Raw genomic sequence first — 15732 nt, 5'->3', positions numbered from 1 at the left:
AGTTGGTCGTCACAGGGGAGTTCACGGTCGTAGGGCCCGTCCGGTCAGTTCGAGGAAGACGTCTTCGAGGCTGCGCGTCTCGACCCGGAGGTCGGTGGCGAGGACGTTGATGCGCGCGCACCAGGCCGTCACGGTCGCGAGGACCTGCGGGGTGATCGACCCGATGACCAGGTAGTTGCCCGGGGTGGGTTCGGTGCAGTGGTAGCCCTCGGGCAGCGCGAGCGTCAGGGTCGTGAGGTCGAGGCCGCGCGGCGCGGTGAACCGCAACTCGTTCTCGGCGCCGGTGCTGGTCAGGTCGGCGGGGGTGCCGGAGGCGACCACGCGACCGTGATCGATGATCACGACCTGGTCGGCGAGTTCCTCGGCCTCGTCCATCAGATGTGTGGTGAGCAGGACCGTGACCCCGTCGGCGCGCAGGCGGTCGATGAGCTCCCACACCACGAGTCGCGCGTGGGCGTCCAGGCCGGCGGTGGGCTCGTCGAGGAAGACCAGCTCGGGGCGCCCGACGACCGCGCAGGCGAGCGCCAGACGCTGCTGCTGGCCGCCGGACAGGCGCCGATAGGGGGTGCGCCGGACCTCGTCGAGACCGAGCGCGCCGAGCAGGAAGTCGGGGTCTATCGGGTCGGCCGAGTACGCGGCCACCAGGCGGAGCATCTCCTCGGCACGGGCACCCGGGTAGGCGCCGCCACCCTGCAGCATCACGCCGATGCGCCGGCGGAGCGCGTCGTTGTCGGTGACGGGATCGAGGCCGAGGACCCGGACGGTGCCGGCGTCCGGGGCGGTGAAGCCCTCGCAGATCTCGACCGTCGTCGTCTTGCCCGCACCGTTGGGCCCGAGCAGGGCGAGGATCTCGCCGCGGGCGATGGTGAGGTCGAGGTGATCGACGGCGGTTCGGTCGCCGAAGGTCTTGACCAGGCCGCGCACCTCGAGTGCGGGGACGTTCGGCCGACGATCGTTCATCCGATCGTCATCGCTGATCTGCCGGGAGGACGTGCCGTGCACACAGGTCAGACTATGCGGTCGGACCCCGCGGACGGAAAACGCCGCCCGCTCCGGGGTGGGGTGCGGGTCACGGCGTCGGCGTCTTTTCCGCCGGCTCGGCATCCGTCTCGTCGTCGCTGGTCCCGGCCTCGTCGGCCCCCGTCCTGCGACGACGCCACAGGCGTGGGGACCGTTCCTCGAAGAACAGCGCCGTCAGCGCTGCGACCATGATCACACCGGCGAGCACGCCCTGGGCGAGGACGATCCCGCTCGTGTTGGAGCTCGTCGGCATGACGACGATCGCGATGATCGCCGAGGCGGCGATCGTGGAGATGCGGAACCAGGCGCCGGTCGCCCACGCGGCCAGTGGGATGACCGCCCACAGCAGATACCAGGCCTGGACGAACGGGAAGAGCAGCACGACCGTGGCCATCGACACCCCCAGGGCGCCGAGCGGGTGCAGACGCCCGCCGAGGGTGGCCAGCATCCAGCGGATGATGAAGAGTCCGGCGATCACCTGGCCCAGCGGGCGGATCACGTCGAGTATCGCCTGGGTGTGCTCGCCGAGTCCGAGTCCGACGCCGATGCGGCCGGTCGTCACGCCCAGCAGCGTCGGGATCGACATCCACGACCGCACGATCGCGCCGGTCGACAGGGTTCCCGTCCAGCCGAAGCCGAGTCCGGTGGCCAGCGAGATCCCGATCATCACCACCGCGAGGATCACGACATAGAACCCGCCGGAGAGGGCGAGCGCATAGACCGACGCCTTCGACCGCGCCCACCATTCCCGCATCGGGGCGTGCCGCAGGGCGGGCAGGGTCGCGCCCCAGCGCATGGCCAGCGCGATGCCGACGAACCCGAGCGCGAGCATCGAGGTCACCTTGATCATCGCCGACGCGGCGAGGACGGCGCCGCCGGCGATGAGGATCCAGCCGGCACGGGTGGGCACGAGGGTGCCGGGTTTTCGGAGCAGGTCGGGTCCGTAGATCGCCCGGAAGCTGAGTTCGAGGCCGACCAGCATCATGCCGAGCATCAAGGCCTCGTTGTGGATGCCGCCGGCCAGGTGCAGGATCACCAGCGGGTTCATCGCACCGAGCCACAGCGCCGCCACCGAGGACACACCGCACCGGCGGGCCAGCCGCGGCAGCGCCCAGACGATCAGCGCGATGCCGACGAGTGCGAGGCAACGGTGCAGGAAGATCGCGGCGGTGATGTTCGCGCCGGTCACCTTGGTGATGCCCTCGCCCATCCACAGGAAGAGCGGGCCGTAGGGCGCGGGGGTGTCGCGCCAGAGATTCGGCACCGACCTCGTGAGGATGTGGTCGACGCCGAGTCCGCGGACCGGGCTCACCGAGTACGGGTCCATGCCGCGGTAGGCGATCGCGCTCTGCGCGAGGTAGGAGTAGACGTCCTTGCTGAGCAGCGGGGGAGCCAGGATGATCGGCGTGATCCACAGCATGAGGGTCCGGTCGGCCTGGCGGCGGCTCATCCGGCGTTCGGGGCTGCGGCCGCGCAGCACCTCGACGCTGAAGCGTCCCACCGCGAACCGCCCGATGAGCAGCCATGCCACGACGAGGATGATCGAGCCGCCGATCGACAACGCCAGCGCGGTGCCGAACATCCGCGACGGGAGCGAGAGCACCCGCATCCCGGCGACCGGGTTCTGCAGCACCGGCACGGCGCCGGTGCCGAGCGCGCCGATGAGGATCAGGACCGACCCCGTGGCGCCGAAGAGCTTGATCCGCCGCAGTCGGCGGTTCTCGGTCTCGTCGAGCGGGCCGACCTCGCGTTCGTCGTCGTGGAGTCGGGCGACGGCCTTGCCGTAGTCGCCGCGCTGCTCGGTGGCGTCGGCGGAGGGCGTCCCCGCTGGACGCTGCTTGCGCAGGCCGAGGTAGTCGAGCACGGCGAGCAGGAGGGTCACGACGCGTCCGAAGAGGTCCGGCAGTCGCCGGCCGGCTGTGGTTTCGGGCACACGACGACTGTAATCGCCGAAACCCAATACCTCGCGAACCACCCTTTATCCGGACTTTCGCCGACCACCTGCGTGACAACGGCGCCCTCTGCTAAGGGCACCCTTGCTGGCAGCAGGGAATCAATTACGTCACACTCGTGTTGTGAAAACCATGCGGAACGATGTTGAGCTGCCCCCGGGCAGCGGCAACGCCGTGCCCTCCGCTGGTGCGGCGACCCCACGCCAGTCCGTCGTCGGTGCCGAGACGCACCCCGACGGTCAGACGCGTGAGGCCGTGCTGACCCTGCTCGTCGAGGACGGCCCGCTGACCGCGGGCGACATCGGCGAGCGCCTCGGCATCTCCGCCGCGGGCGTGCGCCGTCACCTCGACGCCCTGACCGCGGCCGGGGACATCGAGGTCGCGCCGACCGGCTTCGGCCAGCGCGGCCGCGGTCGTCCCGCCAAGTGGTTCCAGCTCACCCCGGCGGGCCGCGGCAAGATGCGGCACGCCTACGATGACCTCGCCGGAGCCGCGATGCGCAAGCTGCGTGACCTCGGCGGACACGATGCGGTGGCCGACTTCGCCCGCGAACGCGTGGAGCGGATCGTCGCCGAGGTACAGCCTGCCGACGGCCCCGACGACGTGGCCGACACGGTCGACGAGATCGCCGACGCGCTCACGAGCGCGGGGTATTCCGCCAACACCCGACAGGTCGGCAACGGGATGCAGATCTGCCAGCACCACTGCCCGGTGGCGCACGTCGCCACCGAGTTCCCGGAACTGTGTGAGGCCGAGACCGCGGTCTTCACGGAACTGCTCGGCACGCACGTGCAGCGCCTGGCGACCATCGCCAACGGCGACTGTGCCTGCACCACCCACGTGCCGATACACCCGCCCCCGGTCGGCAGACCGGGCGAGAGGAAACCGAGCGTGAAGAGAACGACCCGACAGCCCCGCACACCGCAGTCCCAGACCACCCCGACCCGAAAGGCCACGCGATGACCGTCACCGATCCGGCCGCCGCCAAGGCGACCGCCGCTGCTCCGCTCACGCAGGAGGAGACGATTGCCTCGCTGGGCAACTACGGCTACGGCTGGGCCGACCGCGACGTCGCCGGCGCCGCCGCGCAGCGCGGGCTGTCCGAGGCCGTCGTCGCCGACATCTCGGCGAAGAAGAACGAGCCCGAGTGGATGCTCGAGCAGCGCCTGAAGGCCCTCAAGATCTTCGACAAGAAGCCGATGCCCCACTGGGGCGCCGCCCTCGAGGACATCGACTTCGACAACATCAAGTACTTCGTGCGCTCCACGGAGAAGCAGGCCACGTCGTGGGACGAGCTGCCCGAGGACATCAAGAACACCTACGACAAGCTCGGCATCCCCGAGGCGGAGAAGCAGCGTCTCGTCGCCGGCGTCGCCGCGCAGTACGAGTCCGAGGTCGTCTACCACCAGATCCGCGAGGATCTCGAGCAGCAGGGCGTGATCTTCCTCGACACCGACACCGGTCTCAAGGAGCACCCGGAGATCTTCCAGGAGTACTTCGGCTCGGTGATCCCCGCCGGCGACAACAAGTTCTCCGCGCTCAACACCGCGGTGTGGTCGGGCGGATCGTTCATCTACGTGCCGCCGGGCGTGCACGTCGACATCCCGCTGCAGGCCTACTTCCGCATCAACACCGAGAACATGGGCCAGTTCGAGCGGACGCTGATCATCGTCGACGAGGGTGCCTACGTGCACTACGTCGAGGGCTGCACCGCGCCGATCTACAAGACCGACTCGCTGCACTCGGCGGTCGTCGAGATCATCGTGAAGAAGGGTGGCCGCTGCCGCTACACGACCATCCAGAACTGGTCGAACAACGTCTACAACCTGGTCACCAAGCGCGCCAAGGCCGAGGCGGGCGCCACCATGGAGTGGGTCGACGGCAACATCGGCTCCAAGGTCACGATGAAGTACCCGGCGGTCTGGCTGACCGGTGAGCACGCCAAGGGCGAGGTCCTCTCCGTCGCGTTCGCCGGCCCCGGACAGCACCAGGACACCGGATCCAAGATGGTCCACCTGGCCCCCAACACCTCGAGCAACATCGTCTCCAAGTCGGTGGCCCGCGGCGGTGGCCGCGCCTCCTACCGCGGCCTGGTCAAGGTCAACAACGGCGCACACGGCAGCCGCTCGACGGTGAAGTGCGACGCGTTGCTGGTCGACACGATCTCCCGCAGCGACACCTATCCCTACGTCGACATCCGCGAGGACGACGTGACGATGGGGCACGAGGCGACCGTCTCGAAGGTCAGCGACGACCAGCTCTTCTACCTGATGAGCCGCGGACTGACCGAGGACGAGGCGATGGCCATGGTGGTCCGCGGGTTCGTCGAGCCCATCGCCAAGGAACTCCCGATGGAATACGCGCTCGAGCTCAACCGCCTGATCGAGCTGCAGATGGAAGGAGCCGTCGGCTGATGGCCGATCCGACACTCCCGGTCACCACGCCGGGTTCGCAGACCCCTGCCGTCAACAAGGGTGAGCTGTTCACCTCGTTCGACGTCAACGCCTTCGAGGTGCCCAGCCCGCGCGAGGAGGCCTGGCGGTTCACCCCGTTCCGCCGCCTGCGCGGCCTGCACGACGGCTCCGCCCAGCGGACCGGCGAGGCGACCGTCGAGGTGACCGTCGCCGGGAACGCAGTGAGCGGGACGAATGACACCGTCGCCGGGAACGCAGTGAGCGGGACGAATGACACCGTCGCCGGGAACGCAGTGAGCGGGACGAATGACACCGTCGCCGGGAACGCAGTGAGCGGGACAGGTGTAGACGGCGTCACCGTCGACACCGTCGGCCGCGACGACGAGCGTCTCGGCCAGGGCGGCGTCCCCTTCGACCGCATCGCGGCGCAGGCCTATTCGTCCTTCACCCGGGCCACGGTCGTGACCGTGGGCCGCGAGGTCGAACTCGCCGACCCGGTCACCGTCACGGTCACCGGCCCCGGCGAGGGCGAGACCGCGTTCGGCCACATCCAGATCCGGCTCGAGCCGTTCGCCCGCGCCGTCGTGGTCCTCGACCAGAAGGGCGGCGGGACCTACGCGGAGAACGTCGAGTTCGTCGTCGGCGACAGCGCCGCGCTGACCGTCGTCAACGTCCACGACTGGGACGACGACGCCGTGCACGTCGCCGCGCATCACGTCCGCGTCGGGCGCGACTCGACGGTCCGCCACTTCGCGATCAGCCTCGGCGGCAACCTCGTCCGCCTGTCGCCGATCGTCCACTACGACGCCCCGGGTGGCGACGTGGAGATGTGGGGCCTGTACTTCGCCGACGCCGGCCAGCATCTCGAGCAGCGCCTGCTCGTCGACCACAGCAAGCCCAACTGCCGCTCCAACGTGGTGTACAAGGGTGCGCTGCAGGGCGATCCGAGCGGAGACCGCACCCGCGAGGCCCACACCGTGTGGATCGGCGACGTGCTCATCCGCGCCGAGGCCGAGGGCACCGACACCTTCGAGCTCAACCGCAACCTGGTGCTCACCGACAACGCGCGCGCCGACTCGGTGCCGAACCTGGAGATCGAGACCGGCGAGATCGTCGGCGCCGGACACGCCAGTGCCACCGGACGTTTCGACGACGAGCAGCTGTTCTACCTGCAGGCCCGTGGCATCCCGGAGGACCAGGCGCGCCGCCTGGTGATCCGCGGCTTCTTCGGCGAGGTGATCGCCAAGATCACGGTGCCGGAACTGCGCGAGCGCCTGTCCGCCGCGATCGAGCGCGAACTCGAGATCGCCGGCGCCTGAACGGCCGTCGCGCCCACCACGAACTCCCACAGCCTGTCGAGAAAGAACACATCAATGACCACTCTGGAAATCCGTGACCTGCACGTCGACGTCGCGCAGACCGACTCCGACGCCGAGCCCATCCACATCCTCAAGGGCGTGAACCTGACCGTGAAGTCCGGTGAGACGCACGCGATCATGGGGCCCAACGGCTCCGGCAAGTCGACCCTGTCCTACGCCATCGCGGGCCACCCCAAATACCAGGTGACCTCCGGCTCGATCACCCTCGACGGCGAGGACGTGCTCGAGATGAGCGTCGACGAGCGCGCCCGCGCCGGCCTGTTCCTCGCGATGCAGTACCCGGTCGAGGTGCCCGGCGTCTCGATGTCGAACTTCCTGCGCAGCGCCGCCACCGCGGTCCGCGGCGAGGCCCCGAAGCTCCGCCACTGGGTCAAGGAGGTCAAGGAGGCCATGACCGAGCTCGAGATCGACCCGTCGTTCTCCGAGCGCAGCGTCAACGAGGGCTTCTCCGGCGGCGAGAAGAAGCGGCACGAGATCCTGCAGCTCGACCTGCTCAAGCCGAAGATCGCCATCCTCGACGAGACCGACTCCGGCCTCGACGTCGACGCCCTGCGCGTCGTGAGCGAGGGCGTGAACCGCTACAAGGAGCGCGAGAACGGCGGCATCCTGCTGATCACGCACTACACGCGCATCCTGCGCTACATCAAGCCCGACCACGTCCACGTCTTCGTCAACGGCCAGGTCGTCCAGTCCGGCGGACCCGAGCTCGCCGACGAACTCGAGGAGAACGGCTACGAGCGTTTCCTCACGGCGAAGGCCGGCTGACACACGACACCAGGAGGGGCACGTACGTGACACTCTCGACCGAGCCGACGACCGCGGGGACCCGCGGCGCGGCGCTCGACGTCGCCGCGGTGCGCGCGGATTTCCCGATCTTGCAGCGCACTGTCCGTGACGAGAAGCCGTTGGTCTACCTGGATTCCGGCGCCACCTCGCAGCGTCCGGTCCAGGTCCTCGACGCCGAGCGGTACTTCCTGACGCACCACAACGCCGCGGTGCACCGGGGAGCCCACCAGCTCGCCGAAGAGGCGACCGACGCCTACGAGGACGCCCGCGAGGTCATCGCGGGCTTCGTCGGGGCGACGCCGGACCAGCTCGTCTTCACCAAGAACGCGACCGAGTCGCTGAACGTGGTCACCTACACCCTCGGCGACCCGCGTTCGGCGTCGGTCCTCGGCGGCTCGGCGCTCGGCCCGGGGGACACCGTCGTCGTCACCGAACTCGAGCACCACGCGAATCTCGTTCCGTGGCAGGAGCTCTGCCGCCGGACCGGGGCGACGCTCAAGTGGTACGGGGTCACCGACGACGGCCGCATCGACCTCGACTCGCTGACCCTTGACGAGTCGGTCAAGGTCGTCTCGTTCACCCATCAGTCCAACGTCACCGGCGCGGTCGCCGACGTCGACGAACTCGTCCGCCGCGCCCGTGCGGTCGGCGGGCTCGTCGTGCTCGACGCCTGCCAGTCGGTGCCCCACATGTCGGTCGACTTCGGCGCCCTGGACGTGGATTTCGCCGCGTTCTCCGGGCACAAGATGTTCGGCCCCAGCGGCGTGGGTGCGCTGTACGGCAAGTCGGGGCTCCTCGACGCGCTGCCGCCGTTCATCACCGGCGGGTCGATGATCGAGACGGTGACCATGGAGGTCTCCACCTACGCTCCGCCGCCACAGCGCTTCGAGGCCGGCGTGCCGATGACCTCCCAGGTCGTCGGGCTCGGCGCTGCGGTGCGCTACCTGCAGACCCTCGGGATGGATGCGGTTGCCGCACACGAGCACTCGCTCGTCGAACGGGCGCTGGAACGCCTCGGTGCGATCGACGGCCTGCGCATCGTCGGCCCGACGACCACCGAGAACCGCGGGGGAGCGGTGTCGTTCGTCGTGGACGGCATCCACGCACACGACCTGGGCCAGATCCTCGACGACGAGGGTGTCGCCATCCGCGTCGGCCACCACTGCGCGTGGCCGCTGCACCGTCGCTTCGGGGTCGCCGCGACCGCGCGTGCGTCCTTCGCCGCCTACAACACACTCGACGAGGTCGACGCCCTCGCCGCGGCGATCGTGAAGGCGCAGAACTTCTTCGGGGTGAACTGAGCATGCGGATGGAGCAGATGTACCAGGAGGTCATCCTGGACCACTACAAGCATCCGCACGGCCGGGGCCTCCGCGAGCCGTACGGCGCCGAGGTACACCACGTGAACCCGACGTGCGGTGACGAGGTCACCCTCCGCGTCGCGGTGTCGGCGGACGGTTCGACGATCGACGACGTGTCCTACGACGGGCAGGGGTGTTCCATCTCGCAGGCGTCGACGTCGGTGCTGCACGACCTGATCGTCGGCAAGCCCGTCGAGGAATCGCTGGCCATCGTCGAGTCGTTCAACGCGATGATGACCTCGCGCGGCAAGGATCCCGGCGACGAGGACGTCATCGGCGACGGCATCGCGTTCAGCGGTGTCAGCAAGTACCCGGCACGGGTCAAATGCGCGCTCCTCGGCTGGATGGCGTTCAAGGACGCGCTCTCGCAGACCGTCGGCACCCTGATCAACCAGACAGAAGCGGAGACAGCATGAGTGACGAGACCACCACGGCGACACCGTCAGAACCGCAGACCTCGCTGCCGACCGTCGAGGACGTCGAGGAGGCGATGCGCGACGTCGTCGACCCGGAACTCGGCATCAACGTCGTCGACCTCGGCCTGGTCTACGGCATCGAGGTGACCGACGACGCGGTTGCCAAGATCGACATGACCCTCACCTCGGCGGCCTGCCCGCTGACCGACGTCATCGAGGATCAGTCCCGGGGCGCCCTGGTCAACAGCGGCCTGTGCACCGACCTGGAGATCAACTGGGTCTGGCTGCCGCCGTGGGGCCCGGACAAGATCACCGACGACGGCCGCGAGCAGCTTCGCGCGCTCGGTTTCACCGTCTAGTCCGTACTTCGGCACGTCACCGGCATGACGTCATGGTTCGAATCGCGGGTCGAGCGGATGATCCGCGAGGCCACCGAGCGCGGGGAGTTCGACGGCCTGCCCGGCCTCGGCAAGCCGATCGACCTGTCCGACGCCGACGACCCGGACTGGTGGGTCAAGCGCAAGATCCGCGACGAGAACCTGGATTCCGCAGCGCTGCTCCCGGCGCCGCTGCGCCTGCGCCGGGAGGCCCAGGAGTTCCCGGAGTCGCTTCGGGACGTCTCCGACGAGGCATCGGTGCGCGAAATTCTCACCGACTTCAATCGTCGTGTGCGCGAAGCACTCCTGGCGTCACGGCAGATGGCCACGCCCCACGGCGTCGTCGCCCACACCGTCGACGTGGAGGAGATGGTGCGGCGCTGGCGCGAGTTGCGTGACGCGCACTAGAGATGCAGTGGCGGGGTGCCGCTGACGTCCCCGGCCCACTCCGGCGTGGACATCGCGCCGCGGGCCACGGTCACGCGTGTCCGCATGTCCACGGCGCGGATGACGCGGGTCATCGCCGCCATCACCCCGGTCAGGTCGTCGCGCCGGCTGAGGTAGCTGCGCTGGGCCTCGACCGGCATCGCGAAGAACGCCTCGAAGAAGGCGATTGTCTGCGTCGGACTCAACCGCAGCAGCGCGCTGAGGCCGCGCAGGCGCAGGTTGTGGACCGCGCGGACCCCGGCCGGCCACATCTCGGCGATGGGGTCCCGTCCGGCCGCGAGCGCCCCGACCACCCGATCGACGGACATCAGCGAGTTGGCGACGCTGTAGCCGGTGGTCGGGTTCTTGAAGCCTCCGGCGGCGCCGAAGCAGAACGTGGACTCCCGCCACGGCTGCGGTGAGGATCCGGTCAGCGGGAAGTTCACGTACTCGACGCGGCGGATGTCCGACGGCAGCCCGCCCAGACGTGTCGCGAGCCGTCGCTTCAGCTCGTCGAGGTCGAGGGCCGGCATGCCCGCCAGGCACGTCTCCTCCAGCAGGTATTCGTTGTGGCCGAGCGGCACGACGTACAGGAACGACGGCAGCCGGCGCCGGTCGACGATCCCGCCCCGCCAGTCCATGAGCATGGCCTCGTGTCCCTCGAGAACCGGTGCGGCGGTGGCGGCGTCGACGACGATGCCGTAGGCGGTCTGCCGCGGTGCGGGATGGGGGAGAGCGCCGCGACAGTCGACCACGACGTCGCCGTCGAGAACCCGGCCGGATTTCAGATGCACACGCGCACCGTCGATCCCGACCACGCGGTCGGCCACGACCTCCGCCCCGTCGAGCGTCAGGCTCCGCTGCAGGCCGGGCGTGTCGAGGACGGTGTAGCCGCGGTCGACCTCCTCGAGTGCGGTGCCGGCGACACCGACCCGGTCGAGGCGTGCGGCGAACGCCGAGTCGGCGAGCCACCCGGGCAACTCGTCGGTCCAGCAGGCGAAGGTCGACTTCCACACCCGCTCGGGGTTGAGGTCCACCACGGTGACGGGTGCCGCGGCAGCCAGCAGCCGATGTGCGAGTGCGCGACCTGCCGGGCCCGCACCGAGAACGATCACGCCGCCGGTCATGGATTCGATACTGTCACGAACCCACGACCGGCGAGATCGGCCGCGGTCAGGGGGCCGCGCATCCGGGGCGGACCGTCAGGAGCCCCCGGTGGCGAGCATGCCGCCGTCGACGGCGAGGGTCTCGCCGGTGATCCACGACGACTCGTCGCTGACGAGGAAGGCGACCGCGCGCGCGACGTCCTCGGGTTCGCCGATCCGCTTCATCGGGTACGCGGCCGCGGCGCGCGCCTCGTTCTCGCCCTCGATGAGCCCCGAGGCGAACTTGGTGCGCACGATCGCGGGCGCGACCGCGTTCACACGGATCTTCGGCCCGAGCTCCCAGGCGAGTTCGGCCGTCAGGCGGATGAGCGCGGCCTTCGACGTGCCGTAGGCGGCGATCACCCCGGTGGACCGGATGCCGGCCACCGACGAGACGTTGACCACCGCGCCGCCGGAGTCCTTCATGCCGGCCTTGTACGCCTCCTGGACGAACCCGAGGGCGGCGACGACGTTGGTGTCGAAGGTCTTCAGGTAGGCGCCGAGATCGGCGCCCATGAGCGGGCCGGCGATCGGGGCGATGCCGGTGTTGTTGACGAGGATGTCGATTCCGCCGCCCTGCTCGACGGCCTTCGCGACCGCCTCGGCGCGGTGGTCGGCATCGCCGGTGTTGCCCGCGACGGGTGTCACCGTCGCTCCGGGCACGGCCTGCCGGATGCGGTCGGCGGCCTGGCCCAGCGGATCGGGTTTGCGGCTCGTGATGACCACGGAGGCGCCGCGGCGGGCGAGCTCGGTGGCGATGGCCTCGCCGATGCCCCGACTGGCCCCGGTGACCAGTGCCGAGCGTCCGGTGAGGTCCGATGTCTGCGGAAACGTTGTGGATTGCGTCACGTCCCACACCGTATCGGTCCACCGTGTCGGCGCGGGGCAACTCCGCCCGCGGCGTCCGGAGGGTCTCGTGGGGAAAACCGATCGACACGCACCGGTAGACTGGCATGTCGTGATTACCGCGACCGACCTGGAGGTTCGAGCGGGTGCTCGGACCCTGCTGTCGGCACCCGGAGACGCCCTCCGCATCCAACCCGGCGACCGCATCGGCCTCGTGGGGCGCAACGGCGCCGGCAAGACCACGACCCTGCGCATCCTCGCGGGGGAGACCGAGCCGTACGCCGGCACCGTCCGCCGCTCCGGACCGATCGGGTACCTCCCACAGGATCCGAAGGAGGGCGACCTCGACGTCCTCGCCAAGGATCGCGTGCTCTCGGCGCGCGGCCTCGACGAGATCCTGCGCGACATGGAGAAGCAGCAGGCGTTGATGGCCGAGACGGCCGACGAGAAGAAGCGCGACCGCGCCGTCGCCAAGTACGGGCGGCTCGAGGAGCGGTTCGCCGCGCTCGGCGGTTACGTCGCCGAGTCCGAGGCGGCCCGCATCTGCAACAGCCTCGGTCTCCCGGACCGGGTGCTCGGACAGCCGCTGCGAACGCTCTCCGGTGGCCAACGGCGCCGCATCGAACTGGCGCGCATCCTCTTCTCCGCCTCCGACGGCTCGGGCAAGTCCGACACGACGCTGCTGCTCGACGAGCCGACCAACCACCTCGACGCCGACTCGATCACCTGGCTGCGCTCGTTCCTGCAGAATCACGAGGGTGGCCTCGTCGTGATCAGCCACGACGTCGACCTGCTGGCCGACGTGGTCAACCGGGTGTGGTTCCTCGACGCGGTGCGCGGCGAGGCCGACATCTACAACATGAACTGGAAGCGGTACCTCGACGCGCGCGCCACCGACGAGCAGCGCCGGCGCCGCGAGCGCGCCAACGCCGAGAAGAAGGCGTCCGCCCTGCGCGCGCAGGCCGCCAAGCTCGGCGCCAAGGCGACCAAGGCGACCGCGGCCCAGCAGATGCTCAAGCGCGCCGAGCGGATGATCGAGTCCCTCGACGAGGAGCGGGTGGCCGACCGCACCGCGCGCATCCGGTTCCCCGAACCGGCGGCGTGCGGCAAGACGCCCCTCATGGCGACGAACCTCTCCAAGAGCTACGGCTCGCTGGAGATCTTCACCGGTGTCGACCTCGCCATCGACAAAGGCAGTCGCGTCGTGGTGCTCGGACTCAACGGCGCGGGCAAGACGACCCTGCTGAAAATGCTCGCGGGCGTGGAGAAACCGGACACCGGCCGGCTCGAACCCGGCTACGGCCTCAAGATCGGGTACTTCGCGCAGGAGCACGACACCCTCGACGACCAGGCGACGGTGTGGGAGAACATCCGCCACGCCGCACCCGACGCGGGCGAACAGGAACTGCGAGGGCTGCTCGGCGCCTTCATGTTCAGCGGCCCGCAACTCGAGCAGCCGGCGGGCACGTTGTCCGGCGGTGAGAAGACGCGCCTCACGCTGGCGGGTCTGGTGTCGTCGGCGGCCAACGTGCTGCTGCTCGACGAGCCGACCAACAACCTCGACCCGGTCTCGCGTGAGCAGGTGCTCGACGCCCTGCGCAGCTACACCGGCGCCGTCGTGCTGGTCACCCACGACCCGGGAGCCGCCGCGGCCCTGGATCCGCAACGCGTGATCCTGCTGCCCGACGGCACCGAGGACCACTGGAGCGACGAGTACCAGGAGCTCATCGAGCTGGCCTGATACCCGTCGCCGTCGTGGTAGGGGTCAGCTCGCCGCGGGCCAGTACTTCTTGCGCAGCTCGCCCTTGACGAGCTTGCCGGTGGGGGTGCGCGGCAGCTCGTCGACGAAGTCCACCGACCGCGGCGCCTTGTACGCGGCGATGTTGTCCTTGGTGAAGGAGATCAGCTCCTCGGCGAGCTCGTCGGACGCGGTGTATCCCTCCGCGAGCTGCACGCACGCCTTGGCGACCTCACCGAGGTCGGGGTCGGGCACGCCGATCACCGCCACGTCGAAGACCGCCGGGTGGTTGATGAGGACGTTCTCGGCCTCCTGCGGGTAGATGTTGACGCCGCCGGAGATGATCATGAACGCCTTGCGGTCGGTCAGGTAGAGGTAGCCCTCCTCGTCGACGTAGCCGACATCGCCTGTGGTGGACCAGTTCTCGTGCTCGGGATGCTGCGCGGCACGGGTCTTCTCGGGGTCGTTGTGGTACTGGAACGCGACGTCCTCGCGCTCGAAGTACACCTGGCCGACCTCGCCGACCGGCAGCTCCTTGCCGTCCTCGTCGCAGATGTGGATGACGCCGAGCAGCGGCCGCCCGACCGAACCCGGATGCTCGAGGGCCTCCTGCGGGCCGATGAACGTCGCGCCCGCGGCCTCGGTGGAGGCGTAGTACTCGTGGATGACCGGGCCCCACCACTCGATCATCGCCTTCTTCACCTCGGCCGGGCACGGGGCCGCGGCGTGGATGGCGATCTTCATGCTGCTGACGTCGTACTTGCTGCGCACCTCGTCGGGCAGCTTGAGCATGCGGATGAACATGGTCGGCACCCATTGGCTATGGGTGACCTTGTACTTCTCGATGGCCGCGAGGGCCTCTTCGGGCTCGAAGCGGTCCATCATGATCACGGTGCCGCCGACCGAGTTCGTCACGCCGCAATACCGAAGCGGCGCAGCGTGGTACAGCGGGGCAGGGGACAGGTAGACGGTGTTCTCGTCGAAGCCGTACATGGGCGCGAAGATCGCGGTGTAGGTATCGGGGACCTGGTCGACCTGGCCCTCGGGCATCGGCGTCTTGATGCCCTTGGGGCGACCCGTGGTGCCCGACGAATACAGCATGTCGGTGCCGCGCGGCTGGTCGGTGCGCGGTTCGGCCGAGGCATTGGCGAGGACCTTGTCGTAGGAGTCGAAGCCCGCGATGTCGCCGCCCCAGGCGATGCGGCGACCGGGGCGGTTCAGTGCGTCGATCTCGCCCGAGGCGGAGACCGCGTCGGCGACGGAGGCACCCGCGAACAGCACCTGCGCGTTGCAGTCCTCCAGGATGTAGTTGGTCTCGCCCGCGGTCAGGTGGTGGTTGACCGCGGTGACGTACAGGCCGCTGCGCAGCGCCGCCCAGTACACCTCGAAGACGTGCAGGTCGTTGGCGCTGACCACCGCGATGTTGTCGCCGCGCTCGAGGCCGAGCGATTCCAGGTAGTTCGCGAGCCGGGTTGAGTTCTCGTCGAGCTGACGGTAGGTCAGCTGTTCTCCGGTGGCGGCATGGATGACGGCGGGCTTGTCCGGAGTGGACTTCGCGAAGACTCCAGGGAACAAGGGGCACTCCTTCGACGGCGGAAACGGAACACTCACCCCGAACGTGCATATCTAACGCTCGTTCGGGGTGGTCTGAGTCACAGTACCTCAGATTGCGCGACCGTCGTCACGCTCCGATCGGTGTGGCACGCGCTTGGCGGCCCCGCGACCGCGGTCGGTGTGTGCCCGGGCCTCGGTGCGTGGCAGGAAAGGGGTCCATCGTCCGTTCCGCCACGGCGGTGATCGTCAGCGCTGGGCTGACCAGGCCCACCGCGCCGGCGGGAACGAGGCGTTCACCACGTAGAGGTTGTCGAGACC

Annotated in this window: 14 protein-coding genes; 9 read left to right on the top strand and 5 right to left on the bottom strand. The window is 69.3% G+C overall.

What is annotated here, in order from left to right:
* Nucleotides 1–21: 21 nt before the first annotated feature.
* On the bottom strand, nt 22–960 hold the full coding sequence (locus tag E1P53_RS04120) for an ABC transporter ATP-binding protein (RefSeq protein WP_131733549.1): 939 nt from the start codon (nt 958–960) through the stop codon (nt 22–24).
* Nucleotides 961–1069: 109 nt separating this feature from the next.
* Entirely contained in the window at nt 1070–2926 is a 1857-nt protein-coding gene (mptB, locus tag E1P53_RS04115) for a polyprenol phosphomannose-dependent alpha 1,6 mannosyltransferase MptB (RefSeq protein WP_131733829.1), read from the bottom strand.
* A gap of 178 nt (nt 2927–3104) precedes the next feature.
* On the opposite strand from mptB, the gene E1P53_RS04110 reads away from it, so the two are divergent.
* From E1P53_RS04110 to E1P53_RS04075, 8 genes are read left to right on the top strand one after another with little or no spacing between them, the layout of a single operon-like run.
* Nucleotides 3105–3935 (top strand): helix-turn-helix transcriptional regulator, encoded by an 831-nt coding sequence (locus E1P53_RS04110; RefSeq protein WP_181954802.1) that lies wholly within the window; start codon nt 3105–3107, stop codon nt 3933–3935.
* Nucleotides 3932–5386 carry a Fe-S cluster assembly protein SufB gene (sufB, locus tag E1P53_RS04105; RefSeq protein WP_006899505.1) on the top strand — a complete coding sequence of 485 codons (1455 nt, stop codon included), beginning with the start codon at nt 3932–3934 and terminating at the stop codon, nt 5384–5386. The genes E1P53_RS04110 and sufB overlap by 4 nt, the downstream gene beginning before the upstream one ends.
* Nucleotides 5386–6705, top strand: a complete 1320-nt coding sequence (gene sufD / locus E1P53_RS04100; RefSeq protein WP_131733547.1) for a Fe-S cluster assembly protein SufD — start codon at nt 5386–5388, stop codon at nt 6703–6705. The genes sufB and sufD overlap by 1 nt, the downstream gene beginning before the upstream one ends.
* A gap of 54 nt (nt 6706–6759) precedes the next feature.
* Nucleotides 6760–7530 (top strand): Fe-S cluster assembly ATPase SufC, encoded by a 771-nt coding sequence (gene sufC / locus E1P53_RS04095; RefSeq protein ID WP_006899503.1) that lies wholly within the window; start codon nt 6760–6762, stop codon nt 7528–7530.
* A 26-nt stretch (nt 7531–7556) separates the two neighbouring features.
* Nucleotides 7557–8852: a SufS family cysteine desulfurase gene (locus E1P53_RS04090; RefSeq protein ID WP_131733546.1), complete on the top strand. Its 1296-nt coding sequence runs from the start codon at nt 7557–7559 to the stop codon at nt 8850–8852.
* Between the two features lie 2 nt (nt 8853–8854).
* The gene (gene sufU / locus E1P53_RS04085) at nt 8855–9328 is read left to right on the top strand and encodes a Fe-S cluster assembly sulfur transfer protein SufU (protein ID WP_131733545.1); all 474 of its coding nucleotides are present in this window, start codon (nt 8855–8857) and stop codon (nt 9326–9328) included.
* Complete coding sequence (locus E1P53_RS04080; protein ID WP_006899500.1) at nt 9325–9687, top strand: metal-sulfur cluster assembly factor; 363 nt, start codon at nt 9325–9327, stop codon at nt 9685–9687. Before sufU ends, E1P53_RS04080 begins: the two co-directional genes overlap by 4 nt.
* Before the next feature lie 24 nt (nt 9688–9711).
* Nucleotides 9712–10113 carry a DnaJ family domain-containing protein gene (locus tag E1P53_RS04075; protein ID WP_006899499.1) on the top strand — a complete coding sequence of 134 codons (402 nt, stop codon included), beginning with the start codon at nt 9712–9714 and terminating at the stop codon, nt 10111–10113.
* On the opposite strand, the gene E1P53_RS04070 is transcribed toward E1P53_RS04075, so the two are convergent.
* Nucleotides 10110–11258, bottom strand: a complete 1149-nt coding sequence (locus E1P53_RS04070; RefSeq protein ID WP_006899498.1) for a lycopene cyclase family protein — start codon at nt 11256–11258, stop codon at nt 10110–10112. The two genes, E1P53_RS04075 and E1P53_RS04070, sit on opposite strands and share 4 nt — an antisense overlap.
* A 75-nt stretch (nt 11259–11333) precedes the next feature.
* Nucleotides 11334–12134 (bottom strand): SDR family oxidoreductase, encoded by an 801-nt coding sequence (locus E1P53_RS04065; RefSeq protein WP_131733544.1) that lies wholly within the window; start codon nt 12132–12134, stop codon nt 11334–11336.
* Nucleotides 12135–12234: 100 nt separating this feature from the next.
* Here E1P53_RS04065 and E1P53_RS04060 point away from each other — a divergent pair, with 100 nt between their 5' ends.
* Nucleotides 12235–13863, top strand: coding sequence for an ABC-F family ATP-binding cassette domain-containing protein (locus E1P53_RS04060; protein WP_109236935.1), 1629 nt, complete (start codon nt 12235–12237; stop codon nt 13861–13863).
* 24 nt (nt 13864–13887) lie between these two features.
* Here the strand turns inward: E1P53_RS04060 and E1P53_RS04055 are convergent, their stop codons facing one another.
* Complete coding sequence (locus tag E1P53_RS04055) at nt 13888–15435, bottom strand: AMP-binding protein (protein WP_131733543.1); 1548 nt, start codon at nt 15433–15435, stop codon at nt 13888–13890.
* Nucleotides 15436–15732: the final 297 nt, after the last annotated feature.

It is taken from the genome of Gordonia paraffinivorans, assembly GCF_900683595.1.
GTDB classification, from domain to species: Bacteria; Actinomycetota; Actinomycetes; order Mycobacteriales; family Mycobacteriaceae; genus Gordonia; species Gordonia paraffinivorans.
Note: the sequence above shows the minus strand (reverse complement) of the source record. Positions and strands in the feature narration are given on the sequence as shown.